Source organism: Nonomuraea sp. CA-141351 (genome assembly GCF_050944675.1).
Taxonomy (GTDB): Bacteria; Actinomycetota; Actinomycetes; order Streptosporangiales; family Streptosporangiaceae; genus Nonomuraea.
Genome location: NZ_CP191982.1, coordinates 3,788,911 through 3,812,972 on the forward strand (window position 1 = coordinate 3,788,911; position 24,062 = coordinate 3,812,972).

At 70.6% G+C, this 24,062-nt stretch carries 22 protein-coding genes and 1 pseudogene; 17 read left to right on the forward strand and 6 right to left on the reverse strand.

Annotated elements, in window-relative coordinates:
* Positions 1-71 precede the first annotated feature (71 nt).
* Positions 72-716 carry a hypothetical protein gene (locus ACQPWU_RS17950; protein ID WP_433441411.1) on the reverse strand — a complete coding sequence of 215 codons (645 nt, stop codon included), beginning with the start codon at positions 714-716 and terminating at the stop codon, positions 72-74.
* A 98-nt stretch (positions 717-814) separates the two neighbouring features.
* Here ACQPWU_RS17950 and ACQPWU_RS17955 point away from each other — a divergent pair, with 98 nt between their 5' ends.
* From ACQPWU_RS17955 to ACQPWU_RS18000, 10 genes are all read left to right on the forward strand, one after another.
* Positions 815-1,582 carry a phytanoyl-CoA dioxygenase family protein gene (locus tag ACQPWU_RS17955; protein ID WP_433441413.1) on the forward strand — a complete coding sequence of 256 codons (768 nt, stop codon included), beginning with the start codon at positions 815-817 and terminating at the stop codon, positions 1,580-1,582.
* Positions 1,567-2,523, forward strand: a complete 957-nt coding sequence (locus tag ACQPWU_RS17960) for a phosphotriesterase family protein (RefSeq protein ID WP_433441415.1) — start codon at positions 1,567-1,569, stop codon at positions 2,521-2,523. Before ACQPWU_RS17955 ends, ACQPWU_RS17960 begins: the two co-directional genes overlap by 16 nt.
* Positions 2,520-3,722: a cytochrome P450 gene (locus ACQPWU_RS17965; protein ID WP_433441417.1), complete on the forward strand. Its 1,203-nt coding sequence runs from the start codon at positions 2,520-2,522 to the stop codon at positions 3,720-3,722. The genes ACQPWU_RS17960 and ACQPWU_RS17965 overlap by 4 nt, the downstream gene beginning before the upstream one ends.
* Entirely contained in the window at positions 3,719-4,534 is an 816-nt protein-coding gene (locus ACQPWU_RS17970; protein ID WP_433441419.1) for an SDR family NAD(P)-dependent oxidoreductase, read from the forward strand. The genes ACQPWU_RS17965 and ACQPWU_RS17970 overlap by 4 nt, the downstream gene beginning before the upstream one ends.
* A 136-nt stretch (positions 4,535-4,670) precedes the next feature.
* Positions 4,671-5,528 (forward strand): Gfo/Idh/MocA family protein, encoded by an 858-nt coding sequence (locus ACQPWU_RS17975; RefSeq protein WP_433441421.1) that lies wholly within the window; start codon positions 4,671-4,673, stop codon positions 5,526-5,528.
* A 201-nt stretch (positions 5,529-5,729) separates the two neighbouring features.
* Positions 5,730-6,695 (forward strand): ABC transporter substrate-binding protein, encoded by a 966-nt coding sequence (locus ACQPWU_RS17980; protein WP_433441424.1) that lies wholly within the window; start codon positions 5,730-5,732, stop codon positions 6,693-6,695.
* 2 nt (positions 6,696-6,697) lie between these two features.
* The gene (locus tag ACQPWU_RS17985) at positions 6,698-7,732 is read left to right on the forward strand and encodes a FecCD family ABC transporter permease (RefSeq protein WP_433441426.1); all 1,035 of its coding nucleotides are present in this window, start codon (positions 6,698-6,700) and stop codon (positions 7,730-7,732) included.
* Positions 7,729-8,502 (forward strand): ABC transporter ATP-binding protein, encoded by a 774-nt coding sequence (locus ACQPWU_RS17990; protein WP_433441428.1) that lies wholly within the window; start codon positions 7,729-7,731, stop codon positions 8,500-8,502. The genes ACQPWU_RS17985 and ACQPWU_RS17990 overlap by 4 nt, the downstream gene beginning before the upstream one ends.
* Positions 8,499-9,137 carry an adenosylcobinamide amidohydrolase gene (locus tag ACQPWU_RS17995; RefSeq protein ID WP_433441430.1) on the forward strand — a complete coding sequence of 213 codons (639 nt, stop codon included), beginning with the start codon at positions 8,499-8,501 and terminating at the stop codon, positions 9,135-9,137. The genes ACQPWU_RS17990 and ACQPWU_RS17995 overlap by 4 nt, the downstream gene beginning before the upstream one ends.
* 63 nt (positions 9,138-9,200) lie before the next feature.
* Positions 9,201-9,779 carry a Uma2 family endonuclease gene (locus ACQPWU_RS18000; protein ID WP_433441432.1) on the forward strand — a complete coding sequence of 193 codons (579 nt, stop codon included), beginning with the start codon at positions 9,201-9,203 and terminating at the stop codon, positions 9,777-9,779.
* Here ACQPWU_RS18000 and ACQPWU_RS18005 read toward each other — a convergent pair.
* Together ACQPWU_RS18005 and ACQPWU_RS18010 are read right to left on the reverse strand one after the other, a co-directional pair.
* Positions 9,715-11,430: a hydantoinase B/oxoprolinase family protein gene (locus ACQPWU_RS18005; protein WP_433441434.1), complete on the reverse strand. Its 1,716-nt coding sequence runs from the start codon at positions 11,428-11,430 to the stop codon at positions 9,715-9,717. The genes ACQPWU_RS18000 and ACQPWU_RS18005 overlap by 65 nt on opposite strands.
* A complete protein-coding gene (locus tag ACQPWU_RS18010; protein ID WP_433441436.1) occupies positions 11,415-13,448 on the reverse strand; it encodes a hydantoinase/oxoprolinase family protein in 2,034 nt (677 codons plus the stop codon). Before ACQPWU_RS18010 ends, ACQPWU_RS18005 begins: the two co-directional genes overlap by 16 nt.
* Positions 13,449-13,552: 104 nt before the next feature.
* Here ACQPWU_RS18010 and ACQPWU_RS18015 point away from each other — a divergent pair, with 104 nt between their 5' ends.
* The 6 genes from ACQPWU_RS18015 (at position 13,553) to ACQPWU_RS18040 (ending at position 21,250) form a co-directional block, all read left to right on the forward strand.
* On the forward strand, positions 13,553-15,016 hold the full coding sequence (locus tag ACQPWU_RS18015) for a zinc ribbon domain-containing protein (protein WP_433441438.1): 1,464 nt from the start codon (positions 13,553-13,555) through the stop codon (positions 15,014-15,016).
* Positions 15,016-16,704: a serine/threonine protein kinase gene (locus ACQPWU_RS18020; RefSeq protein WP_433441440.1), complete on the forward strand. Its 1,689-nt coding sequence runs from the start codon at positions 15,016-15,018 to the stop codon at positions 16,702-16,704. The genes ACQPWU_RS18015 and ACQPWU_RS18020 overlap by 1 nt, the downstream gene beginning before the upstream one ends.
* A 69-nt stretch (positions 16,705-16,773) precedes the next feature.
* Positions 16,774-17,430, forward strand: coding sequence for a response regulator (locus tag ACQPWU_RS18025; RefSeq protein ID WP_433441442.1), 657 nt, complete (start codon positions 16,774-16,776; stop codon positions 17,428-17,430).
* 75 nt (positions 17,431-17,505) lie between these two features.
* Positions 17,506-19,569, forward strand: a complete 2,064-nt coding sequence (locus ACQPWU_RS18030; RefSeq protein ID WP_433441444.1) for a DUF6421 family protein — start codon at positions 17,506-17,508, stop codon at positions 19,567-19,569.
* Positions 19,566-20,195 carry an SDR family NAD(P)-dependent oxidoreductase gene (locus ACQPWU_RS18035; protein WP_433441446.1) on the forward strand — a complete coding sequence of 210 codons (630 nt, stop codon included), beginning with the start codon at positions 19,566-19,568 and terminating at the stop codon, positions 20,193-20,195. The genes ACQPWU_RS18030 and ACQPWU_RS18035 overlap by 4 nt, the downstream gene beginning before the upstream one ends.
* Complete coding sequence (locus tag ACQPWU_RS18040; RefSeq protein WP_433441448.1) at positions 20,192-21,250, forward strand: threonine aldolase family protein; 1,059 nt, start codon at positions 20,192-20,194, stop codon at positions 21,248-21,250. Before ACQPWU_RS18035 ends, ACQPWU_RS18040 begins: the two co-directional genes overlap by 4 nt.
* Before the next feature lie 20 nt (positions 21,251-21,270).
* Here the strand turns inward: ACQPWU_RS18040 and ACQPWU_RS18045 are convergent.
* Both ACQPWU_RS18045 and ACQPWU_RS18050 read right to left on the reverse strand, forming a co-directional pair.
* A pseudogene (locus tag ACQPWU_RS18045) lies at positions 21,271-21,384 on the reverse strand (FAD-dependent oxidoreductase); the annotation flags it as partial.
* 14 nt (positions 21,385-21,398) lie between these two features.
* Entirely contained in the window at positions 21,399-22,022 is a 624-nt protein-coding gene (locus tag ACQPWU_RS18050; protein ID WP_433441450.1) for a DUF305 domain-containing protein, read from the reverse strand.
* A 132-nt stretch (positions 22,023-22,154) separates the two neighbouring features.
* Here ACQPWU_RS18050 and ACQPWU_RS18055 point away from each other — a divergent pair, with 132 nt between their 5' ends.
* Positions 22,155-22,859, forward strand: a complete 705-nt coding sequence (locus tag ACQPWU_RS18055) for a DUF3105 domain-containing protein (protein WP_433441452.1) — start codon at positions 22,155-22,157, stop codon at positions 22,857-22,859.
* Positions 22,860-22,926: 67 nt separating this feature from the next.
* Here ACQPWU_RS18055 and ald read toward each other — a convergent pair whose 3' ends face one another.
* Positions 22,927-24,045 carry an alanine dehydrogenase gene (gene ald / locus ACQPWU_RS18060; RefSeq protein ID WP_433441454.1) on the reverse strand — a complete coding sequence of 373 codons (1,119 nt, stop codon included), beginning with the start codon at positions 24,043-24,045 and terminating at the stop codon, positions 22,927-22,929.
* Positions 24,046-24,062: the final 17 nt, after the last annotated feature.

The following is a 24,062-nucleotide window of genomic DNA, read 5'->3' on the forward strand; positions in this document are numbered from 1 at the left end:
CTCCCGCCAGTTTGAGCAAGCGCTTGTGCGACACTGTACGCGCGAACCGCCGGCCCCCGCGTGCGGAGCCGTCAGCGGTGCGGGAGGGCGAGGGCGATGCCGGTGGAGGCGGCGGCGAAGACGAGCCAGGCCACACCCGCCGCCGCGTTCGGGAGCTGGGCGAGCCAGGCGACGGGAATGAGGAACGGCGCCACGATCATGGCGATCGCCGCCCACCTGGGCGCGGCGCCGCGAAGGGCGGCGATCCCCAGCAGGACGAACCCGAGCAGGCCCAGGAAGAACGTGAACCCGAGCACCGCCGTCGGCACCCCGTCGCTCAGCTCCGTGACGAGCCGGTTCGTGGTGGGCACGTCCAGCCCGGCCTTGGCGGCCGCGTAGATGACGTCATCGTTGTCCACGCTGAAGGGCACGGCCAGGCTGAACGCCAGGATCATCCCCACGAGCCCCAGCACGGGCCGCCCCGACCGGGCCACCTTGCTCACCGCGAAGGTCGCAGGGATGAGGGTGGCGGCGCTCAGGGCGCCGAGCCAGCTCCAGAGGGGATAGGAGCCGAGGTTGGCGACGAATCCGCGGATGTACGGCTCGCCGTCCGTCGTGGCGTCGAACGGGGCGAACAGCAGCGACAGGGCGACGACGAGCGGCGAGACCAGCGCGCAGGCGATCATCGCGTTCCGGGTGAAGCCGGTGGTGGCGGGAGTTGTCTCGACTGTGGTCATGTCCCGAGGGTGGGCTCGCCGGGCGCGGCGCGCATGAGTAGGGGGTACTCAACACGCGGGGCTTACCAAGCGCTTGCTTAGGTGCGAGACTGGGGCCCATGGAGATCCCGGTGCGTCAGGTGACGGACGACGAGGCGGCGTTCTTCGAAGAGCACGGCTGGGTACGGCTCGGGCGGCTGATCGATCCGGGCTCCGTGGCGGCGCTGCGCGAGCGGGCCGAGGGCTTCCTGCGCGCGCGTTCCAAGAGCCACAAGACGCTGGTCGACGAGGCGTTCGGGCAGTCGAGGGACATCGCGGCGAGCGACGAGATGTTCGGCGCGCTGACCCTGAGCCCCGGGATGGGGCGCAACGCCGTACGGCTGCTGCGCGGCGTGCGGGCCGTGCGCGTGCAGGTCACCAACCTCCTGGTCAAGGAGGCGGGAGAGCACGGCGCGACCGAGTTCCACCAGGACTTCCCGTGGATGCCGATGGACCGCTCGGCCATGCTGACCGTGTGGCTGGCCCTCGCCGACGTGCCCGCCGACATGGGGTCGCTGCGCTTCTACGACGGCTCGCACCGGTACGGGCTGCTCGGGCGGAGCTTCACCCGGCCGGGGGACGACCAGCTCAGCCAGCACCCGTGGCTCAAGGAGCTGGAGCTGTCGCCGCCGCTCGACCTGCGGGCGGGGGACGCGACCGTGCACCACGCCCTGACCGTGCACGGCGCGCCCGCGAACCGCCGCGAGAGCCCGCGCCTGTCGTTCACCGTCACGTACTTCGACGCCGACGCCCTCTACACCGGCCTGCCGTACCGGCAGACCGACGGGCTCGGGCTCGAGGTCAACCGGCCGTTCGAGCACGAGAGGTTCCCATGCCTGAGACCGTGAGGGGCCCGGTGGCGGATCTCGGGGCGACGCTCATGCACGAGCACGTCTTCGGGCTGAGCCCGGAGATCCTGTGGAACTGGCCGGACATCCCGGAGGCGTGGGATCTCGAGACGCGGGCGCGCGAGGCCGCGGGCAAGCTCGACGCGCTGAAGGCCGAGGGCATCGACACGATCGTGGACCTGACCGTGGTGGGGCTCGGGAGGTACGTGCCGGCGGTGCGGCGCGTGGCCGAGCTGACCAGCGTGAACATCGTGGTCGCCACCGGCCTCTACACCTACGACGCGCTGCCGCCGTACTTCGCCAACCGCGGTCCGGGATCGTTGTTCGGGGGACCGGACCGGCTGTCCGAGTTCTTCGTACGCGACATCGAGGAGGGCGTCGGCAGGACGGGCGTCAAGGCGGCCATGCTGAAGTGCGCCTCCGACCACCTGGGGATGACCAAGGGGTGCGAGCGGGTGTTCAGGGCGGTCGCGGAGGCGCACCTGGCGACCGGCGCGCCGATCACCACGCATTCCCACAGCGCCTCCAAGGGCGGCCTCGAGCAGCAGCGCCTGCTGGGCGAGCTGGGCGTGGACCTGAGCCGGGTGGTCATCGGGCACGCCGGGGACTCCACCGACGTGGCCTACCTGGAGGAGCTCATCGCGAACGGCTCCTACCTCGGCATGGACCGCTTCGGCATAGAGACGATCAGCCCATTCGAGGACCGCGTGGAAATAGTGGCGAAAATGTGCGAGCGCGGACACGCCGGAAAAATGGTGTTAAGTCACGACTCGTACTGCTTCAACGACCGCTTCGACTCCGACGTCGTACGGCGCCGCCACCCCAACTACCACCTCCTCCATATTTCCCGCGACGTCGTGCCCGAGCTCCGCAAAAGGGGTGTCACGGACGACCAGCTCCACCAGATGCTCGTCGACAACCCGCGGAGGATCTTCGCATGACTGATGACATCGAGGACTTCGACGTCGGCTCGGAGTGGCACGTCGCCGCGCCGTACGACTTCCTCCGCAGGCTCAGGCGGGACCGGCCGGTGTTCCACAGCGAGCACCTCGGCGCGTACGTGCTGTCCCGCCACGCCGACGTGCGGGCGGCCTACGGCGACCCGCGGCGCTTCTCCTCCAAGGGCTCGCTCACGATCTCCCGCAGCCTGACCCGCGAGACCAAGGAGAAGCTGGGTGAGCACGGCTCGTTCCTGTCCAGCTTCGTGGCGAACGTGGACCCGCCCGACCACACCCGCCTGCGCCGTTCGGTGTCGAAGGCGTTCACGCCCCGGGCGGTCGCGGCCATGGAGCAGGCGTTCCGGCGGCTCAACGAGGACCTCCTCGACCGCCTGGAGCCACGCGGCCGGGCCGACTTCGTCTCCGAGATCGGCCACGAGCCGTCGATCAAGCTGACGGCCCGCTTCATCGGCGTGCCCGAGGCCGACGAGACGTTCGTCCAGACGCACGTCAAGGACTGGTTCCAGCTCTTCCTGTCGCCGCAGCCCCCGGACCGCCAGCTCGAGCTCGCCGACAGTTTCCTGACCTATCTGGATTATGTGGATCGGCTGGTCGCCGCCAGGGCCAAGGACCCCCAGGACGACTTCACGTCCCTGATGACGTCCCTGATCGGCGGCGAGCTGAGCCACCGCGAGGTCGTCGAGCTGATCTCCACGATCCTGCTCGGCGGCAACGACACCGTCCCGAACCAGCTCGGCAACTCCGTCCTGCGCCTGCTGAGGGAGGACGCCTGGCCGGTGCCGCCGGAGCTGGTCCCGAACGCCGTCGAGGAGTGCATGCGCATCGACGGCGCGTCGCTCGGCTCGTTCCGCCATGCCCTGACCGACGTCCCCCTGCACGGCGAGACGATCCCGGCGGGCTCCCTCGTCCTGCTCTCCACCGACTCCGCCGCCCACGACGAGAGCGTCTTCCCGGATCCGGAGCGCTTCCTGATCGACCGGCCGAACGCCGCCGAGCACATGGTCTTCGGGTACGGCATCCACTTCTGCGTCGGCGCGGCCCTCGGCCGCCTGCAACTGCGTACCGCCCTCGACGTGCTCGGCCGCCGCCTGCCTCGCCTGAGGCTCGTCGCCGGCGAGCCGATCGCCTACCGCAGGTCGCTCGTGGGCCGCGGCCTGGCGTCCCTGGCGGTGGAGTGGTGAGCGGCCACCCCTCAGGCCGGTTCGACGGCCGCGTCGCGCTGGTGACGGGGGCGGGCCAGGGCATCGGCGCGGCCTGCGCGGCGCGCCTGGCCGCCGAGGGCGCCTGCGTCGGCGTGCTCGATCTGCGCACGGCGGCGGCCAAGGCCACCGCCGCCGCCATCCGCGCCCACGGCGGCACGGCCATGGCGCTGACCTGCGACGTCTCCGACGAGAAACAGGTGGAGGAGGCCGTCGCGGCCCTGGTCGCGTCGTTCGGCCGGTTGGACGTCCTGCACGCCAACGCCGCCGCGCTCGACGCCGACGTCTACGGCCGCGACCGCGACCTGGACTCGCTCGAGGCCGCGGTCTGGGACCGCACGATGGAGGTCAACCTGCGCGGCGCCATGCTCACGGTCAAGCACGCGGTGCCCGCGATGCCGGACGGCGGCGCCATCGTCCTCATGTCGTCCGTGTCCGCCCTGGTGGGAGACGCGGTCCACGCCGCGTACGGCGCCTCGAAGGCGGCCCTGATCGGCTTCACGCGCTACGTCGCGACGATGTACGGCTCCCGCGGCATCCGCTGCAACGCCGTCGCCCCCGCACTCGTCCTCACCGCGAACGCCCAGCGGGCCATGACCCAGGACCAGCTCTCCGACAAGGCCGCCGAGCGCCTCCTGCCATGGGCCTGCACCCCCGAGGACGTCGCGAACCTGGTGAGCTTCCTTGCCTCCGACGAGGCCCGCTGCGTCACGGGCCAGACCGTCGCCATCGACTCCGGCACACTCGCCCACCGCCCGCAGCACGCCATCCACCAGTGGCGCGCGGCCCACTGACACCCATCGTGCCGGGTCGATCGCCGGGTCGGTGCGCTCGCGGCAGTTCGGCGAGTTTCGCGTTGTACGCCGGCCAGGCCTGGTTTCGCAATGTGGGAAGATCCTCCCCATAAGGGCTGTATGTCGGGGGGTTTTCATGGAGCCGGTGGCAGTGGGGCTGGTCGGAGCGGGGCCGTGGGCCGAGATGGCGCACGGGCCGATGTTGTCCAGGGGGCCGCACACGCGGCTGGCAGGCGTGTGGGCCCGCCGTCCTGAGGCCGCCGCCCGGCTCGGGGCGCCGGTGTTCGAGCGGATCGAGGAGCTGTTCGACGCCTGCGAGGCCGTGGCGTTCTGCGTGCCGCCCGCCGTACAGGCCGAGCTCGGCGTCCGCGCCGCCCGCGCGGGCAAGGCGCTGCTGCTCGAGAAGCCCCTCGCGGACACGCTGGACGGCGCGCGGCGCCTGGCCGAGGCCGTCGCGGAGGCGGGCGTGGCCTCCCAGATGGTCCTCACCATGCGGTACGCCGCCCAGACCCGCGCGTTCCTGGACCGGTGCCGGGAGATCCAGGCGTTCGGCGGCCACGCCGCGAACATCTCCGGTGTCCTCCTCGGCGACCACCCCTTCGCCACCCCGTGGCGGCTCAAGAAGGGCGCGCTGCTCGACGTCGGCCCGCACGTGATCGACCTGCTCGACGCCGCCCTGGGCCCGGTGACCGGGGTGCGCGCGCACGGCGACCCGCTCGGCTGGACCGGGCTGCTGCTGGAGCACGAGGGCGGCGCCGTCAGCGAGGCGTCACTGTGCATGGCCGCCGCCGGAGACCTGCCGCCGTCCACGTTCGCCGTCTACGGCCGCACCGGCAGCGCCCAGCTCCAGCCCTTCGACGACGACCCCATGGTCACCCTGGTCGCGGAGTTCGCCGAGACCGTGCGGAACGGCGGCGGCCATCCCCTCGACGCCGCCCACGGGCTGAGGCTCCAGGAGATCATCGCCGAGGCGGAGGCCCAACTCGCCCCTTGACGCCGCGCGCATCTGGAGGATTGATAGCGTTTGTCCGACGCGCAGTGTTGCAGCGAAGTCCGGTGCGAATCCGGCGCTGTCCCGCAACTGTCATAGCCAGGTCGCCTGCCTCTGCGCTGACGTCATCAACCCTCGTGGAAAAGGGTGATCCGTCGCTCAAACGCGGGTCTCTCGGTTCCGAACAGTGTGAAAGGACTACTCGTGAGGCCCGTACGCACGGCCTTCGCGGGCGCGCTGCTGGGAACGCTGGCTCTGGCCGGATGTGGCCAGACCGCCCCCACTTCCTCCGCCGCCCCCACGGCCACCGCCCCCGCCACCGCTTCCTCGGCGGAGTTCCCCGTCACGATCGAGGCGGGCAACGGCAAGGTCACCCTCGCCAAGAAGCCCGAACGGATCGTCTCCCTCTCGGCCACCCACACCGAGACGCTCTTCGCGATCGGCGCCGGCTCCCAGGTCGTCGCCGTGGACGACCAGTCGAACTACCCGCCCGAGGCCCCCAAGACCGACCTGTCCGGCTTCAAGCCGAACGTCGAGGCCATCGTCGCCAAGAAGCCCGACCTGGTCATCGTCTCCAACGACATCGACCAGATCGTCGCCGAGCTGGGCAAGGTGAACGTACCCGTCCTGCTCGAGCCCGCCGCCGCCAAGCTGGACGAGGCGTACGACGAGATCGCCGAGATCGGCGCGGCCACCGGCAACAAGGCCAAGGCGGACGAGGTCGTCTCCGGCATGAAGACGGCCATGGAGAAGCTGGCCGCCGAGGCGCCCAAGGACAAGAAGCTCACCTACTACCACGAGCTCGACCAGACGCCGTACGCGGCGACGTCCCAGACGTTCATCGGGCAGGTCTATGGCATGTTCGGCCTCACGAACATCGCCGACAAGGCCCCCGACCAGGCGGGCGGCTATCCCAAGCTGTCGGCCGAGTTCGTGGCCCAGGCCGACCCCGACCTGATCTTCCTCGGCGACGTCAAGTGCTGCCAGCAGAGCAAGGACACCCTGGCCAAGCGGCCCGGCTGGAAGGGCCTGTCCGCCATCAAGAACGACCAGGTGATCCAGCTCGACGACGACCTCGCCTCCCGCTGGGGGCCGCGCGTCGTCCAGCTCGCCGAGTCCATCGGCGCAGCGGTGACCAAGGCCGTGCCCAAGACTGGGACCAAGAGCTGACCATGACACGGCAGGCCGGCCCGTCCAGGGCCAGACCCCTCTGGGTGGCGTGCGCCCTGGGCGTGCTGGCCGTCTGCATGATCGCCGGGCTGCTCGGCGGGGCCGCCGACATCTCGCCCTGGCAGGTGGTGCTCCAGGCCCTGGACTGGCTGCCGTTCGTCCACGTCGACTCCGGGCTCGCGCCGGTCGAGCAGGGGCTGCTGTTCGAGCTGCGGCTGCCCCGGGTGCTGGTGGCCGCCGTGGTCGGTGGGCTGCTGGCCATGGCGGGGGCGGGGTACCAGGGCGTGTTCAGGAACCCGCTGGCCGACCCGTACCTGCTGGGCGCCGCGGCCGGGGCGGGCCTGGCGACGACCGTGGCCATCGTGCTGCTGCCGGTGTCGGCCGGGAGCGTCCCGGTCGCGGCCTTCCTCGGGGCCGTGGGCGGCGTGTTCCTCGCGTACACGCTCGGCAACACCGCCGGGCGGGCGGGCGGCACCGCGACGCTGGTGCTCGCCGGGGTGGCGGTCACGTCGTTCCTGACCGCGATCCAGACGTTCATCCAGCAGTTCAAGGTCGAGGAGCTGCAGCGCATCTACTCGTGGATCCTCGGCGACGTCGGCGGCGGGTGGGACCAGTTCTGGCTGGTCCTGCCGTACGCCGCCGTCTCGGCCGTGCTGCTCCTGCTGCACGGGCGGATGCTGGACGTGCTGTCCGTGGGCGACGAGGAGGCCACGAGCCTCGGCGTGCGGGCGGCCAGGGTGCGCCTCATCGTGCTGCTGGCCGCCTCCCTGGCCACCGCGGCGGCCGTGGCGGTGAGCGGGCTGATCGGGTTCGTGGGCATCGTCATCCCGCACATCGTGCGGCGGCTGGCGGGCGGCTCGTACCGGATCGTGCTGCCACTCTCGCTGATCGGCGGCGGGGCGTTCCTGGTGCTGGCCGACCTCATCGCGCGCACCGTGATCGCACCCGCCGAGCTGCCGATCGGGGTGGTGACCATGTTCGTGGGGGCGCCGTTCTTCGTCGGCGTCCTGCGCATGACCAGGCGGGCGGCCACGTGATCAGGACCCAGGGGCTGTCCGTACGCCTCGGCGACCGCGACGTCGTGTCCGAGGTGGACCTCGAGGTGCGCCGCGGCGAGTGGCTGGCCGTCATCGGGCCCAACGGGGCAGGCAAGTCCACCCTGCTCAAGGCGGTCATGGGCCTGGTCGCGCACCGGGGCGAGGTCGCGCTGGACTCCCGGCCGTCGGCCCGGCTCAAGCCGCGCGAACGGGCCCGCCTGCTCGCCTACGCCCCGCAGGCCCCCGCCCTGCCGCCCGACATGACGGTCTTCGACTACGGGCTGCTCGGGCGTACCCCGTACATCCCGTATCTGGGCCGGGAGAGCGCGCACGACCGGGAGGTGACCGCGTCGGTGCTCGACCGGCTCGACCTGACCGCGCTCGCCATGCGCCGCGTCGGGGAGCTGTCCGGCGGCGAACGCCAGCGCGTGGTGCTGGCCAGGGCACTCGCCCAGCAGGCGCCCGTGCTGCTGCTCGACGAGCCCACGACGGCGCTGGACCTCGGTCACCAGCAGCAGGTCCTGGAGCTGGTGGACCGGCTGCGCCGCGCGGACGGCCTGACCGTCGTCACCACCCTGCACGACCTGACCGTCGCGGGCCTGTACGCCGACGCCCTCCTCCTGCTGGCCGGCGGGCGCGCGGTGGCCTCGGGCAAGCCCGCCCAGGTGCTCACCGAGTCGTTGGTGGGACGGCACTTCGACGCCCATGTCAAGATCGAGCCAGGGCCGGACGGCCGGCCCGTCGTGCACCTGGTCAGGGGAGGACCGTGAAGCTCACGTATCGGGTGGAGGACGGGGCGCGGCTGGGGGCGCTGCTGTGGGAGTTCGGACCGGGGTGGCGGATGATCTCCTCCGCGCTGCTCGGCGGCGGCATCGGGGTCCGTGAGTGGGTGCTGAACGCCCAGGTGGTGGCGGGCTATTCGCGGATGGACCCGGTGGATCACCTGGTGTCGTTAGGCCCCGGCGGTGACGGCGTCGGCATGCTGACCGCCGCCTCGGTCGACCGCTACGTCGAGGCCTCGGACGGCGGCGTGGAGGCTTGCGCGACCGTCGGCCTCCGCGTCCCCACCTGGGCCGCCGCCCCGGAGGGGACCGCGGACCCGGAGCTGGCGCCCATACGGGTGGGGACCATCAACATCGTGGCCGTGCTGCCGGTGGCCATGACGGACGCCGCCCTGGTCAACGCGGTGATGACTGTTACGGAGGCGAAGTCGCAGGCGCTGATCGAGACCGGGTTCCCGTGCACGGGGACGGCGTCGGACGCGGTGTGCGTGGCCGTGCCGGTGGAAGGGACTCCGGAGCTGTTCGGCGGGCCGCGCTCGGAGTGGGGCGCGCGGCTGGCCCGCGCCGTGCACACGGCCGTGCGAAGAGGCGCCGAGGCGTGGCGACATCGTGACTTTAGGTGACGGAATTTGGGCAAGTAGCATGTGGGCGAGGGCGAGACTCCCGATACTGAGTGGGTGACCGCAATGGCGACGATCGAACCGACGGAACGCATGGCTTTTCCGATCGCACCGTTCACCGTCGACGACCTGTTCAGATTCCCCGACGACGGGAACCGTTACGAGCTCTTCAACGGGAGCCTTGTAGTGAGCCCTGCCCCCACCCCCCGTCACCAGAGGGTGATCACCCGGTTGCTGCTCATTCTTCAATCCGCAGCACCGCCTGAGCTGGAATGTTTGACGACCGTCAACGTCAGCCCGAGCAACGAGGATCTCTACATACCCGACCTTGTCGTCGTGCCGGAGCAGGTATCTGAGGTGGTTGACCTCATTTACGCGCCCAGCGACCTGCTCCTGGCTGTGGAGGTGGTCAGCCCGAGCAGCAAATCGCTCGACAGGGCGGCCAAAGTGGCGGCATACGCGGAGGCGGGCATTCCCTTCTACTGGCGCATCGAGCCCATGGAAGGGCCGACAGTTTACGTCTACGAACTCGACGGTCGCACCTACGCAGGACCTGTCGCTCACAAGGCGGGGACCACGGTCACACTGTCGTCGCCCTTCCCCGTGAGCTTCGATCCGGCCGATTTGCTACGCCTCCGGGGCTGAACTCGTAGTCCTCCACCGCTCCTGGAGGCGTGACGCGCCCCGCCTCCAGGTCGGCCAGGACCGCCTCACGGGCCCGCTCGCCGGGCGGGCCGAGGCCGGCGCCGCCCGTGGTCTCCACTATGAACGCCTCCCCGGCCGCGAACCGCACATTGTTGACCTTGGACGCCAGCCGTTCCACCGTCCCGTCCGGGTGACGCTTGAAGAACCCCCCGAGCCGCCCCGGCAGCCCGCCGTCCCGGCCGGGTGGCGCGAGCCGGAGGCGGTCGCCGCGCGTCGTCACGTGACAGTCCGCCAGGAAGCGGTAGACCGTGCGCGAGCCCAGGCCGCCACGGAAGCGGCCGGGGCCGCCAGAGTCCGGGATGGTCTCGACGGACTCGACGATCAGCGGGCACCGGCTCTCCACCGGCTCCGCCTGCGGCACCGAGTTGCGCCCGATGCCGAAGTGCACTCCCGTCGCGTCCGGGCCGTCCAGGCCCACGCGGGCGCCGACGCCGCCGAAGTCGTAGGAGAGGTGGATCCAGTACGGCGCCCCCACCGCGGCGATCGAGAACGGCTGCAGGATGCCGCTGGGGGCGATGGCGCGGTCGGGGACGGCGTCCGACATGGCCTGGAAGACGGCCTCCATGGCGGCGTAGATCGGGACGTACCGGCCGCCGCACGGATAGGGCGAGCGGGCGTTGAGCAGGGAGCCCTGGGGGAGGCGCACGTCGATGGCGCGCAGGCAGCCGTCGTTCATGGGGATCGTGGGGTCCAGGAAGCAGCGGACGGCGAAGACGGCGGCGGCGAGGGACTGCGAGGCCGAGGCGTTGATCGCCGCCGGGACCTGCGGGTCCGTGCCCGCGAAGTCCAGCACGGCCTGGTCGTCGCCGAGGGTGACAGCGACGCGGATGTGGTGGGCTTTTTCCTGATTTATGCCGTCGTCGTCGATCGAGTACGCCGCCTCGAACCGGCCCTCAGGCAGCTCGGCCAGCGCCGCGCGGGTCCTGGCCTCCGTGTAGTCCAGGTAGTCGTCGATGCCCGCCCGCAGGCCCTCCTCGCCGTACTCGCCGGCCAGGCTCTCCATGCGGGCGGCCGCCACCGCCGTCCCGGCCACCAGTGCCCGTACGTCGCCCATGACCTTGTCGGGAGTGCGGCTGTTGGCCCTGAGCACGGCCTCGATGGCGGGGTCGAGGCCGTCGCCGGTCGCCAGGCGTACCGGAGGGAGCTGGAGGCCCTCCAGGAAGATGTCCGTGGCCAGCGGGGCCATGCCGCCCGCCGAGAGGCCGCCCAGGTCCGAGACGTGGATCATGGTGGCGGTGAAGTACGCCGGGGCGCCCTGGACGAAGACCGGGCGGTAGACGAGCAGGTCGTTGGTGTGCACGCCGCCGCGGTAGGCGTCGTTGAGCACGTACACGTCGCCAGGGCTCATCGTGTCCGGAGGGATGTCCTTGAGCAGCTCGGGGAGCGCGACCTTGAGCGCCATGCTGTTCATGAGCGTGGTGGCCATGGAGTGGGCGATCAGGCGGCCCCGGGCGTCGAGGATGGCGGCCGAGGCGTCGGAGCCCTCGACGATGAACGTCGAGTACGCCGAGCGGACCACCACGATGCTGGCCTCCTCGGCCGCCACGACCAGTGCGTTCCTGAGCACCTCGGCGGTCAGGGGGTCTGGCATGTCGTGCTCCTGGTGAGGTGTACGGCACGGGTCCCGGCCAGGGCGGCGGTCCAGCCGGGCGGGACGACGATCGTGGACTCGGCGTCCTCGATGATCGCGGGGCCGTGGAGGTGGTCGCCGCCCATGGTGTCCCTGGTGTGGACCGGCACCTCGGTGTAACCGCCGCTCTCCGGGAAGTACGCCTGCCTGCTGCCCGGCTTCGTGCGTGGCGCTCCGGCCGCACCGGCGCCGGGAGGGTGTGGAGTGGGGGCGGCGTCGGGGGTGGCGGGGACGGTGACGCGGACGCGGTAGCTGACCAGCTCGATCTCGCCCCGTTGCGCGATGCCGTACACCTCCGCGTACCGCTCGGAGAAGCGCGCCTCCAGCACCGGGCGCTCGGGCGTCCACTCCACCGTCAGGTCGTGGGACTGGCCCTTGAAGCGGACGTCCACCGACCGCGACACCAGCACTCCGGGCTCCGAAGGCGAGACGCCCAGGTCGGCGGCGGCCTCCGCGGCGAGGGAGGTGAAGACGGCCGAGGGATCGGGAGCGTCCAGGCGGGACAGGACGCGGTCCGTGGACAGGGCGCCCGACAGCAGGCCTGCCGCCGAGGCCACGCCGCAGTACGCGGGCACCACCACCGTCCCGATCCCGAAGCGCTCCGCCACCCGGGCCGCGTGCATGGGCCCCGCGCCGCCGAAGGCCACCAGGGCGAAGCCGCGCGGGTCGATGCCGCGCTGCACCGTCACCACGTGCACCGCCGATGCCATGGAGGCGCTCACGATCTCGTGCACGGCGTACGCGGCCTCCTCCCGGGACACGTTCAAGGGCGACGCCAGCCGGTCGAGGGCCTTGGCGGCCAAGGCAGGCGACAGAGGGAGTGAGGCCGAGGAGAGGTAGCCGAGGACGAGGTTCGCGTCCGTGACGGTCGGCTCCGAGCCGCCCAGGCCGTAACAGGCGGGCCCGGGTGACGAGCCCGCCGAGTGCGGGCCCACGCGGAGGGCGCCCGCCGGGTCGAGCCAGGCCACGCTGCCCCCGCCCGCCCCCACTTCCGCCAGGTCGATCGCCGGGGTCTTGATCGGCACCCCGGTGCCCGCGCGCCGTCCCCCGAAGCTGCCCTTGCCGCCCACATGGAACTCGTGCGTGATCTCCGGACGCCCACCGCGCACCACGCACGTCTTGGCCGTGGTGCCGCCCATGTCGAACGAGATCACGTTCGCGAACCCGGAACCCGCCGCCGCCAGCACCCCCGCGGCCGGGCCCGACTCGATCGTGGCCACCGCTCGGCGGGCCGCCAGTTCGGCGGAGATCACGCCGCCGCTCGACTCCATGACGTGGATGGGCGCGTGGATCCCGAGCCCGGCCAGCCGCTCCCGGAGCCGCGAAAGGTAAGACGCCATCAATGGGCCTATGTATGCGGACATGATGGTGGTGGTGGCCCGCTCGTACTCGCGGATCTCCGGCCAGATCTCCGACGACGTCACCACGTTCGGGATTGATTCGCGGAGGATCGCGGCGACCTGCCGCTCATGGGATGGATTGGCGTACGAGTGCAGCAGGCACACGGCCGCCGACGTGATCCCGCGCGCCGCGATCTCCGCGGCGACGTGCCGTACGGAGTCAGGATCCAGGGGCGTCACTACGGCGCCGCGCGCCGAGACACGCTCCACCACCTCGAAGCAGTCGCCCGCGGCCACCGGGGGAGGAGGGGGCGAGAAGCGCAGGTCGTAGCGGTCCTCCTCGACGCGGGCGTAGCGGCCGAGCGGGATGGCGGCACGAAAGCCCTGGGTCGTGACAAAGGCGACGCGCACCCCCTTGCGTTCGAGCACCGCGTTGGTGGCCAGCGTCGTGGCGTGCACCACCCGCGTGACCTGCGCCGGGTCGCGGTCGCCGAGCGCGCGCGTAACGCCTGCCACGATGCCCGCGATGGGGTCGTAGTGGGTGCTCAAACATTTGGCCACGGAAACCGCGCCGTACGTGCCACGAAGGACCACATCGGTGAAGGTGCCACCGACATCGACGCCGATCGTGTAGCCCATTCAGGCACGTTATGCTACCAAACAAGCGCTTGTCTATGCAGCGATCTATTGACTTACGGCACCTGATTGGCACCCTGGTTCCAGGGCCTGCGTTTGGAGCGGAGATGGCGCGCCTCACAGCTCTTGCCGGTGGTGTCGCGGCGGCACTGGTGCTGATCGCGATGCCGGTCGCGGCTCACGAGCACCCCAGCGGGATCACCGACCTGGTGACCCCGGCCGTGGTGCGGCTGGAAGCCGTGTCCCACGTGGAGATCACCCTGCTCGACCACATCGGCGAGCTCAAACATGTGGAGCGGTCCTACGACATCCCGTTCGGCGCCGGCACGGGGACCGTCGTCAATCCCGACGGCACCATCGTCGCGCTCAGGCGCCTGGCGGTGAACCCCGACGACGCCGCCGTCTACGCGGCGAACAAGATCTTCGCCGAGCACCACAAGGTGAAGATCCCCGCCGACTACACCAAGCACCACGTCTCCGACGACCTGCTCGACCACCACCTGCAGGAGTGCTACCCGCCCAAGACCGACACGGCGACCTGCATCATCAACGTGACCACCGAGATCACGGCCTACCCCAACGTGTCGCCCCCCAGCCCCAACGGCTTCAAGGTCAAGTGCATCAAGGCCGGCCCGACGCCCGACAGCCCCGCCGTGCTCGTGCCGGTGACCCCCACGGCCGGAGGCGTCGGCATGCCCACCGCGCCGCTCGCCGACAAGGTGCCCGAGCAGGAGGGCTCGCCCACCAACGTGGCGGGCTTCCTCGGCAGGCCGGGTCCGAACGTCAAGCACACTGTCGAGATCGCCCACCTGGCCAAGGGCGGCGTGGCCGGTGAGAACGGCAGGCCGTTCGCCGACCCGGAGAAGAAGGTGGACGAGCCGGTCAAGCTGGGCGGGCTCGCCGACAAGGGCCTGATCGGCGCGCCGGTGATCGGCGACAAGGACGGCCACGTCATCGGCCTGCTGGTCGGCGGCGGCAAAGAAGGCAGGATGATCGGGATCAGGGAGGTCACCGGCATCCTGGCCGCGGCCAAGGTGGTGCCGCGCAGAGGCGCGATCGACACCGCGTTCGAGGCGGCGCTGACCCGCTACCACACCAAGTACTACACCGAGGCCGCGCCCGGCTTCCAGCGAGTGCTCGAGCTCTACCCGGGCAACGTGGTGGCCGCCGACCTGCTGAAGACCTCGCTGGCCAAGCGGGGCGGGCCCGAGGACAAGGGCACGAAGCAGGCGGCGAGCACCCCTGCCAGGTCCACGCCCCTGTGGCCGTTCATCCTGGCGGCCGGGATACTTTTCATAGCCGCCGGTGGCGGGGCGTATCTGCTGTGGCGCCGCCGCGCTCCTGAAAGACCGGAAGAGCTGCCAGAGCCGCTGGCGGCCGGCCCACCGCTCGACGACGGCGCCAACCAGACCGTGGTCGTACGGCGATCACAGTCGTTCCAAGTGGCCCCGCAGCAACAGCAGGTGATGACCGCGCAGGATCCGGCGATCAAGTACTGCACGTCGTGCGGTATGCGACTCGGGCCCGCACATCGCTTCTGCGGCTACTGCGGCCACCCCATCGAGACGTGATGCCATTGAACGAAAGATCGCTCATCGGCCAGGAGGTGGCCGGGTACTACATCGAGGACATCGTCGGCAAAGGCGGCATGGCCGTCGTCTACCTTGCACTCGACCCCAGGTTGAGCCGCCGGGTGGCGCTGAAGATCCTCAACCCGGTGCTCAGCGTCGACGACCGGTTCAGGCAGCGGTTCATCCTGGAGTCCAGGACGGTCGCCAGCATCGAGCACCCCAACATCATCCCCATCTACGAGGCCAACGCCGACGCCGACGGCGTGCTCTACATCGCCATGCGCTACGTCGACGGCCTCGACCTGCGCCGCCTCCTCTACGACCGGGGCCCGCTGCCCCTAGGCCAGGCCAACCAGATCTTCGCCCAGGTCGCCGCCGCGCTCGACGCCGCGCACGCGCACGACCTGATCCACCGCGACGTCAAGCCGGCCAACATCCTGCTGGCCGGGGACCACGTCTACCTCACCGACTTCGGCATCACCAAGCACCGCTCGTCGATCTCCGGGCTGACCCAGACCGACCAGTTCATCGGCACGCCCCGCTACATGTCGCCCGAACAGATCAACAAGGAGCACATCGACGGCCGCTGCGACCAGTACGCGCTGGCCTGCGTGGTCTACGAGGCGCTGTCGGGGCGGCTGCCGTTCCAGCGTGAGAACGACATCGCGCTGCTCTGGGCCCACCTGGCCGAGCAGCCGGCGCCGCTGTCGCAACTGCGGCCCGAGCTGCCGGAGCAGGTCGACGCCGTGATGATGCGGGCGCTGGCCAAGTCGCCCGAGCAGCGCTACGCGACCTGCACGGAGTTCGTGACCGTGCTGCGTGACGCCGTCAGCGGACTCCAGTCCGACCCGATGGGGGGCGCCCACTTCGTGCCGCGTCAGGGCCTCCCTTCGGGGCCCTATCCCGTGCCCGGGTCCGGGCCGCCTTCAGGCCCGCACACCGGTCCCTCCGCCGGGCCTCTTCCGGCGCCGACGTCCGGCTTCCACGCGGCCCCGACGTCTGGGCCGACGTCCGGGCCCCACGCGGCGCCGGGGTTCGGGTCCCGGCTCTCGCCGCCCACGCAGCCGTCCGCGACCACGAGGCGCCCGGGCCGCGTCCCGATCGTGGCCACCACGCTGGTCGCCGCCGTCGCGGCGCTCGCGCTGGTCATCATGATCATCATGAACCACCGCAGCGACACCTGGTCCCACTACAAGACCAGCGCCGCCGCGCCGCTCACGTTCGAGTATCCGGGCGACTGGACCGTACGGACCCACCAGGACCTGTTCGCGGTGGCCTCGCCGCACGCGCCCGAGTTCGAGTCCCTGTTCGTGGCCGGCCCGGGCGCCGACTGGACAGCGGTCTCCCAGATCGTCGCGGACGATCCCGACAGCGCCTCGGGCGTGTACGTCCAGGTCTCCGACACCCTCGACGCCAGCGGCACCTCCGATCAGATGAAGGCCAAGATGGAGGCCCTGCTGCCCGGCGAGGTCGACGTCGGCAAGCCCGTGCAGGACCAGGCCGGCACCAGCCCCGCCACCCGCTTCGACGGCGCCCTGCACGACCCCGCGAGCGGCACCAGGCTGGGCTTCGTGAGCTACGTGATCGACCGGCAGCCCAAGACCATGCTCGTGATGTACTTCTGCGCCAAGACCGCCTGCGACGACGCAACCCAGGCCCGTATAAGGCAGAGTGTCCAGGTGTCGTGACTTGTGACTCACTTGCGGGCGGCTTGGCCTGGGTGTCCAAAGCGGGCACCCGGCGTCTACCCTCCGCGTGTGGGCATTCGCATAGTCATCGCCGACGACCAGGCGATGGTCAGGGCCGGGCTGCGCATGGTCGTCGACAGCGACCCCGGCATGGAAGTGGTCGGCGAGGCATCCGACGGGCGCGAGGCAGTCGAGGTGGCCCGGCGTACGCGGCCGGACATCGTCCTCATGGACATCTCGATGCCCAGACTGGACGGCTTGGCCGCGGCCAAGGAGCTGCTCGACGCCCCGTCGCCGCCCAAGGTCATCACGCTGACCACGTTCGACACCGACGAGAACCTCTACGCCGCTCTGCGCGCGGGCACCAGCGGGTTCCTGCTGAAGGTGTCGCCGCCGGAGCAGCTCCTGGAGGCGATCAGAGTGGTGCACTCCGGTGACGCGCTGCTCGACCCGGCGGTGACGAGCCGGGTGATCGCCACGTTCGCGAGCCGGGCCGAGCCGACGCCCTCGCCCCGGCTGGCCGAGCTGACGCCGCGCGAGCTGGAGGTGCTGCGGCTGCTGGCCCGCGGCCTCACCAACGCGGAGATCGCCAGGCAGCTGTACGTGGGGGAGGCCACGGTCAAGACGCACGTGGCGCGCGTGCTGATGAAGCTGTCCCTGCGCGACCGGGCGCAGGCCGTGGTGTTCGCGTACGAGACCGGCGTCGTCCAGCCCGGCACCGCCTGAGTGAGGGTTTGGCGGGGCATGGCCGATCTTTGTGTATATTTTTCTGCGTAAGGCGGTAGATACAGGAGATATTTCATGCAAGCGTTCCCTCGGGTGCTGTTCGACGAGGCCCACAGCGAGTCGTGGACCGTCCGCCGCGAGGTGGCGGAGGCCATCAACCCCGCCCACCCTGACGACAACAGCTACGCGCGCGCGGCCGGGCTGCTGCGGCACCTGGGGCACACGGTCACCGCCCGCACGTCGGGCGGGCTCACGCCCGAGGTCCTGGCGGAGCAGGACGTCCTGGTGATCGCGCACCCGTCAGGAGAGCGCTGGGAACGCACCACCGGCCAGGGCAGCCCCGTCTTCACCGCCGGCGAGCTGGACGCGATCGAGTCCTTCGTGGCCGGTGGCGGCGGACTGGTGGTGCTGGCCGAGGAGGAGCAGGACAAGTACGGCAACAACCTGCGCGAGCTGCTCGCCCGCTTCGGAGTGGGCGTGGAGCACGCGACGGTGCGCGACCCCAAGCACGCGCACCGGGACGTGGCCACCTGGGTGCTCGCCGAGCCCGCCACCACCTCCGGCCTGCTCGCCGGGGTCCGCTCGGCCTGCTTCTACCGCACCGGGGTCCTCACGATCACGGGCGAGTCGGAGGTGCTGTTCGCCTCCTCGCCGACCGCCGACCCGGCGGGTGCGCCGCTGGCCGTCGCGGTCCGGCACGGGCGGGGGCGCGTGGTCGCCTTCGCCGACTCCGACCTCTTCGGTGACGACTCCATCGAGGACTACGACCACCGCCGCCTCTGGGGCAACGCGGTCACCTGGGCCGCCCGCGTCCCGGACGCCGGCGGCGCCGCCGAGGGCCGCGACGAGGCCAAGGCGGCCGTCTTCGCCCGGCTCAAGGCGGCCGTGGAGGAGCTCAGGCCGCTCCAGGTCAAGGACGGCTCGGTGCCGGAGGGCAAGGAGCGGGCCAAGGCGCTGGTGGCCGAGATCGGGACGCTGGTGGGCGAAATTTCGCCATATTTCCCGCATGACGCCGCCTACCTCCAGGCCGTCCAGGACGACCTGGCGAAGTGGGCCGCGCAGGACCTCGGCGTGCCGGACTTCCTCGACTCGCTCGACCGCTTCCACCCCGACACCCAGCGTGAGGACGGGCTGGAGCACGTCGTGGTGTTCCCCATGTACACCCAGAACGGCAACCCCGACCGCAACCTCGAAGCCGTCTGGATCCGTACGATCTGGCCGGACTGGCTGGCCGAGCTCGAGGCGGGCGGCTACGACAACCCGATGTTCGTGCCGATCACGTTCGAGGACTTCACCTCGGGCTACGACACCCACTCCGCCGTGCTGTTCCCCGAGACGGTCGCGGTGCGGCAGGCCCCGGCCCGCTTCACCTGGGGCGGGATCTTCGCCGACCGCGAGGCCGCCCGGTTCCGGCGCGTGTCGCAGGCGGCCGCCGGCACGCTCAAGCTGGACCTGCCGCCGGACGCCGCCAGGCTGCTGGACTCGCAGCGGCTCGCGCAGGACACGTTCGTGCTGTGGGACCTGGTCCACGACCGCACCCACAGCCACGGCGACCTGCCGTTCGACCCGTTCATGATCAAGCAGCGGATGCCGTACTGGCTGTACTCGCTGGAGGAGCTGCGCTGCGACCTGACCGCGTTCGGCGAGGCCGTGAAGCTGGAGGAGCGGGGGGTGCCGCACGCGCGGTACGTGCAGGTGGCGATCCTGTTCGACCGGCTGTTCAGGTTCCCGATCACGGGCGAGCGGGTGCGGAACTACGACGGGCTCGGCGGGCAGCTGCTCTTCGCCTATCTGCACCGCAACGACATCGTGCGGTGGACGGACAACCGGCTCACGATCGACTGGGAGCGGGTCGCGGACGGGGTCGCCGATCTGCGCGGCGAGGTCGAGAAGCTGTACCGCGACAGCATCGACCGGTCCAAGCTGGCGCACTGGCTGGCGGCGTACGAGCTGGTGAGCTCGTACGTGGCGCCGCACCCCGGCTCGACCTGGGCCAAGGGGGTTGAGGCGCTGCCGGAGGAGCAGAAGGCCAAGGTGGACGCGGTGCTGCCGGACGAGTTCCCGCTCAGCATGTTCTACGAGGCGCTGCGCCGTAAGCTGACGGATGTGGTCGAATCGACTAAGGGACTGCGCGCATGATCATTCTGATTACCGGTGCCGGCGGGCCGACGGGCGAGGCCGTTTCCGAATTCTTCTGGAAAAAAGGCGACACTGTGATCGGTGTCGACAAGGACGACGTCGACCTGCTCGACCGCGCCGCCGTACAGGACCTGGCGGACCGCATCGGCCGTGAACACGGCCGGGTGGACGGCGTGGTGCATCTGGTCGGCGGATGGCGCGGGTCGGACTCGTTCGCCGAGACCAGCCTCGACGACTGGGACCTCCTGCACGACCTGCTGATCCGCACGCTCCAGCACGTGTCACTGGCCTTCGAACCGCTGCTGCGGCGCAGTGACAACGGCCGCTTCGTGATTGTCTCGGCCAAGGCGGCCGAACGGCCCTCCGCCGGCGGCGCCGTCTACGCCACGGCCAAGGCGGCCTCGGAGGCGTGGACGCTCGCGCTGGCCGACTCCCTGTCCGGCACCGGCAGCGCGGCGGTCATCCTGGTCATCAAGGCCCTGGTGAACGACGCCATGCGGGCCGCCAAGCCAGAGGCGAAGTTCCTCGGCTTCACGGACGTACACGACCTGGCAGCGGCGATCGGCGCTCTCTACGACCGTCCCGCCGCCGAGATCAACGGCACCCGATTGGACCTGACTGCGTGACTGCCAGGCACGACCCCCGGCTCAAGGCGTTCGCCAGCGACAACTACGCCGGGGTGCACCCCGAGATCCTCCAGGCCATCGCCGCCGCCAACGGCGGCCACCAGATCGCCTACGGCGAGGACGTCTACAGCGAGGCCTTGCGAGACGTCTTCAAGCGGCACTTCGGCGAGCAGGCGGAGGCCTGGCCCGTCTTCAACGGCACGGCCGCGAACGTCGTCTCGCTGCGTTCGATGACCTCCCAGTGGGAGGCCGTCATCTGCGCGGAGAGCGCCCACATCAACACCGACGAGGGCGGGGCGCCCGAAGTGGTGGGCGGCATCAAGCTGCTCACCGTGCCCACGCCCGACGGCAAGCTCACGCCGGAGCTGATCGACCGGCAGGCGTGGGGGTTCGGCGACGTGCACCGGGCGCAGCCGCGCGTGGTGTCCATCTCCAACACCACCGAGCTGGGCACCCTCTACACGGCCGACGAGCTCGCGGCGATCTGCTCCCACGCCCATGACCTGGGGCTGCTCGTCCACCTCGACGGCTCCCGCCTCACCAACGCCGCCGCCGCCCTGGACGTGCCGCTGCGCTCCCTCACCACGGATGTGGGGGTGGACGTGCTCTCGTTCGGCGGCACCAAGATCGGGTTGCTGTACGGCGAGGCGGTCGTCGTCCTCAACCCCTCCGCGGCCAGCGGGGTCGACTACATCCGCAAGACGTTCATGCAGCTGTCGTCGAAGATGCGGTTCGTGTCGGCGCAGTTCGAGGCGCTGCTGTCGGGGGATCTCTGGCTCCGCAACGCCCGCCAGGCCAACGCCATGGGGCGGCGGCTGGCCGAGGCGGTGAGCGGCATCCCTGGGGTCTCGCTGTCCCGGCCGGTCGAGGCGAACGCCGTCTTCGCGGTGCTGCCCCCGGACGTGACCGAGCGGCTCGCGAAGCGGTTCCGCTTCTACACGTGGAACGAGGCAACGGGGGAGGTGCGATGGATGTGTGCGTTCGACACGACGGAGGCGGACGTGGACGCCTTCGCCGCCGCCCTCGCCGAGGAAATGCGGACCGCCCACCCCTGACCCACCCGGGGGGCGACGCCGCCGAACCGGTCGGCCGCCTCCAGCAGCAGCACCCTGCGCCCGGCGCGGGCGAGCGTGACGGCGGCGGCGAGCCCGTTGGGCCCGGACCCCACCACGACCGCGTCGGCGTCCATGTCTGCCGGGGCGGTTATTGGGCCGTGAGTATCGACGGGTAGGGCTGCGCGCCTCGCTGCTTGAGCAGCTCCGTCATGAGCTTGATCTCTCCGCTCTGCCCCTGGACGATCTTCTGCGCCATGCTGACCACCTCGGGACGGTTGGACAGCTTGAGCAGGCCCTCGGCCATCTGCACGCCGCCCTCGTGATGGCGGATCATCAGCTGCAGGAACAGCACCTCGGCCTGCGTGCCCTGTGCCTCCTTGAGCTGGGTCAGCTGCTGCGGCGTGGCCATGCCGGGCATGACGCCGGGCGTGGCCATGGCGCCGCCGCCGTGGCCGTGGCCGTTCATCCAGGCCATCGCCTTCTGGTCGGTCGCCTGGCTCAGCCCCCACTGCTGCAACCAGCCCAGGAACATGCCTCGCTGGTTGGCCTGGGTGTTGATGATGTCGAAGGCCAGGTTTCTGATCTCCCTGGCCGGGCCCTTGTCCCTGATCGTGAACGCCATGTCGACGGCCTGCGCGTGATGCGTGGCCATGTCGCGGGCGAACCCGGCTTCGGGCGAGGTGTCGCCGGGCGTGCCGTCGCGGCCGAACAGCAGGAACGCGGCCACGGCGAGCACGAGCACGCCGCAGACGATCAGGATGGGTTTCCTCACGGGCTTTTCCATGGCTCGTCCAGCGTACCCACAGGAAGAGGGCGTCGTGATCGGACCCTTATAAGGGTCTTATTCTCCGCATACGCCGGAAGGCAATAGGGTGACCGGAGTTGGCACGCCGATGGAGGAACGATGACGAAGGAGAAGGCGCAGGCGCGGCGCGAGCATCTGGCCAAGATGCGGGCCGAGCAGAAGCGCAAACAACGCCGCGCCGCCCTGCTGATGTGGGGAGCGGGCGGGTTGATCATCGTCGTTCTCGTCGGCGTGGTGGGCTTCTACCTGATCAAGCAGGCCCGCGAGACCTCGTTGGACGCCGTGGCCAACTACAAGTACGAGGCCGGGCAGCACGTGTGGACCGCGGTGAAGTACAAGGAGACGCCGCCGGTCGGTGGCGAGCACAACAACTACTGGCAGATGTGCTCGATCTACGACAAGCCAATCCACAACGAGCACGGCGTGCACTCGCTCGAGCACGGCGCCGTCTGGATCACCTACCGGCCCGACCTGCCCAAGGCGCAGATCGACAAGCTGAAGGAAGTCGCCACGACCACGGGGCAGCAGGACTACATGCTGGTCAGCCCGTACCCCGGCCTTCCTTCCCCGGTGGTCGCGTCGTCCTGGGGGCACCAGCTCAAGCTGAACGATCCGGCCGACCCCAAGCTGCCCGCGTTCATCAAGAAGTTCCAGAACGGGGCTGACACGCCGGAGCCCGGCGCCACGTGCGGTGGCGACGACGCCATCACCACGACGGCCGACCAGGCGCCGCTGCCGCCGCAGCCCACGGGTGACCAGCAGGCACCGATGGAGACCATCTCGCCGTCGCCCAGCCAGAAGTAGCTCGGGCCCCCTCCGTACTTCGGCTGGGGTCCCTCGGGAGGGGAGGGGCTGACGTCCCTTGGGCGGGTCAGGCGGACAGAACGTGCTCCGGCGGCGTCCACTCCAGCCCGTGCGCCTCGGCCACCGGGCGGCTGGTCAGGCGGCCCTCGTGGGTGTTCAGGCCGAGTGCGAGCGCCCGGTCCTCGCGCAGGGCCCGCTGCCAGCCGAGGTCGGCGATGGCCAGCGCGTACGGGAGCGTCACGTTCGTCAGGGCGAACGTCGAGGTGTTCGGAACCGCGCCGGGCATGTTGGCCACGCAGTAGAAGATCGAGTCGTGCACCTGGTACGTCGGCTCGGCGTGCGTGGTCGGGCGGGAGTCCTCGAAGCAGCCGCCCTGGTCGATCGAGATGTCCACCAGCACCGAGCCCGGCTTCATCCGGCTCACCAGTTCGTTGCTCACCAGCTCGGGCGCCTTGGCGCCGGGCACCAGGACCGCGCCGATGACCAGGTCGGCCTCCAGCACCGCGTGCTCGATCTCCAGCGTGTTGGAGGCGACGGTCTGGCAGTGGCCCTGGTAGATCATGTCGGCCTGGCGCAGCTTGTCGATGTTGTTGTCCAGCAGCAGCACCTCGGCCTGCATGCCGAGGGCGATGGCGGCGGCGTTCATGCCCGACACGCCGGCCCCGATGACCACGACGTTCGCCGCGTGCACGCCGGACACGCCGCCCATGAGCACGCCCCTGCCGCCCTGCGAGCGCATCAGGTGGTACGCGCCCACCTGCGGCGCCAGCCGCCCCGCCACCTCGGACATGGGCGCGAGCAGCGGCAGCGCGCGGTTCGGCGTCTGGACGGTCTCGTAGGCGACAGCGGTGCAGCCCGAGTCGAGCAGTGCCTGCGTGCACGCCCTGGAGGCGGCCAGATGCAGGTACGTGAACAGCACCTGCCCCTTGCGCAGCCGGTGGTACTCCTCCGGCACCGGCTCCTTCACCTTCATGACCAGGTCGCTGACCGACCAGACCTCATCGGCGTCCGGGATCATGACGGCCCCCGCCGCGGCGAAGTCGGCGTCGGGGATCGAGGAGCCGAGGCCGGCGCCCTGCTCCACGAAAACCTGGTGGCCGTGGCGCACGAACTCGTACGCTCCGGCCGGGGTGAGCGCCACCCTATATTCATTGTTCTTGAGCTCTTGCGGAACACCGACCTTCATGAGCGAACTCTTTTCGG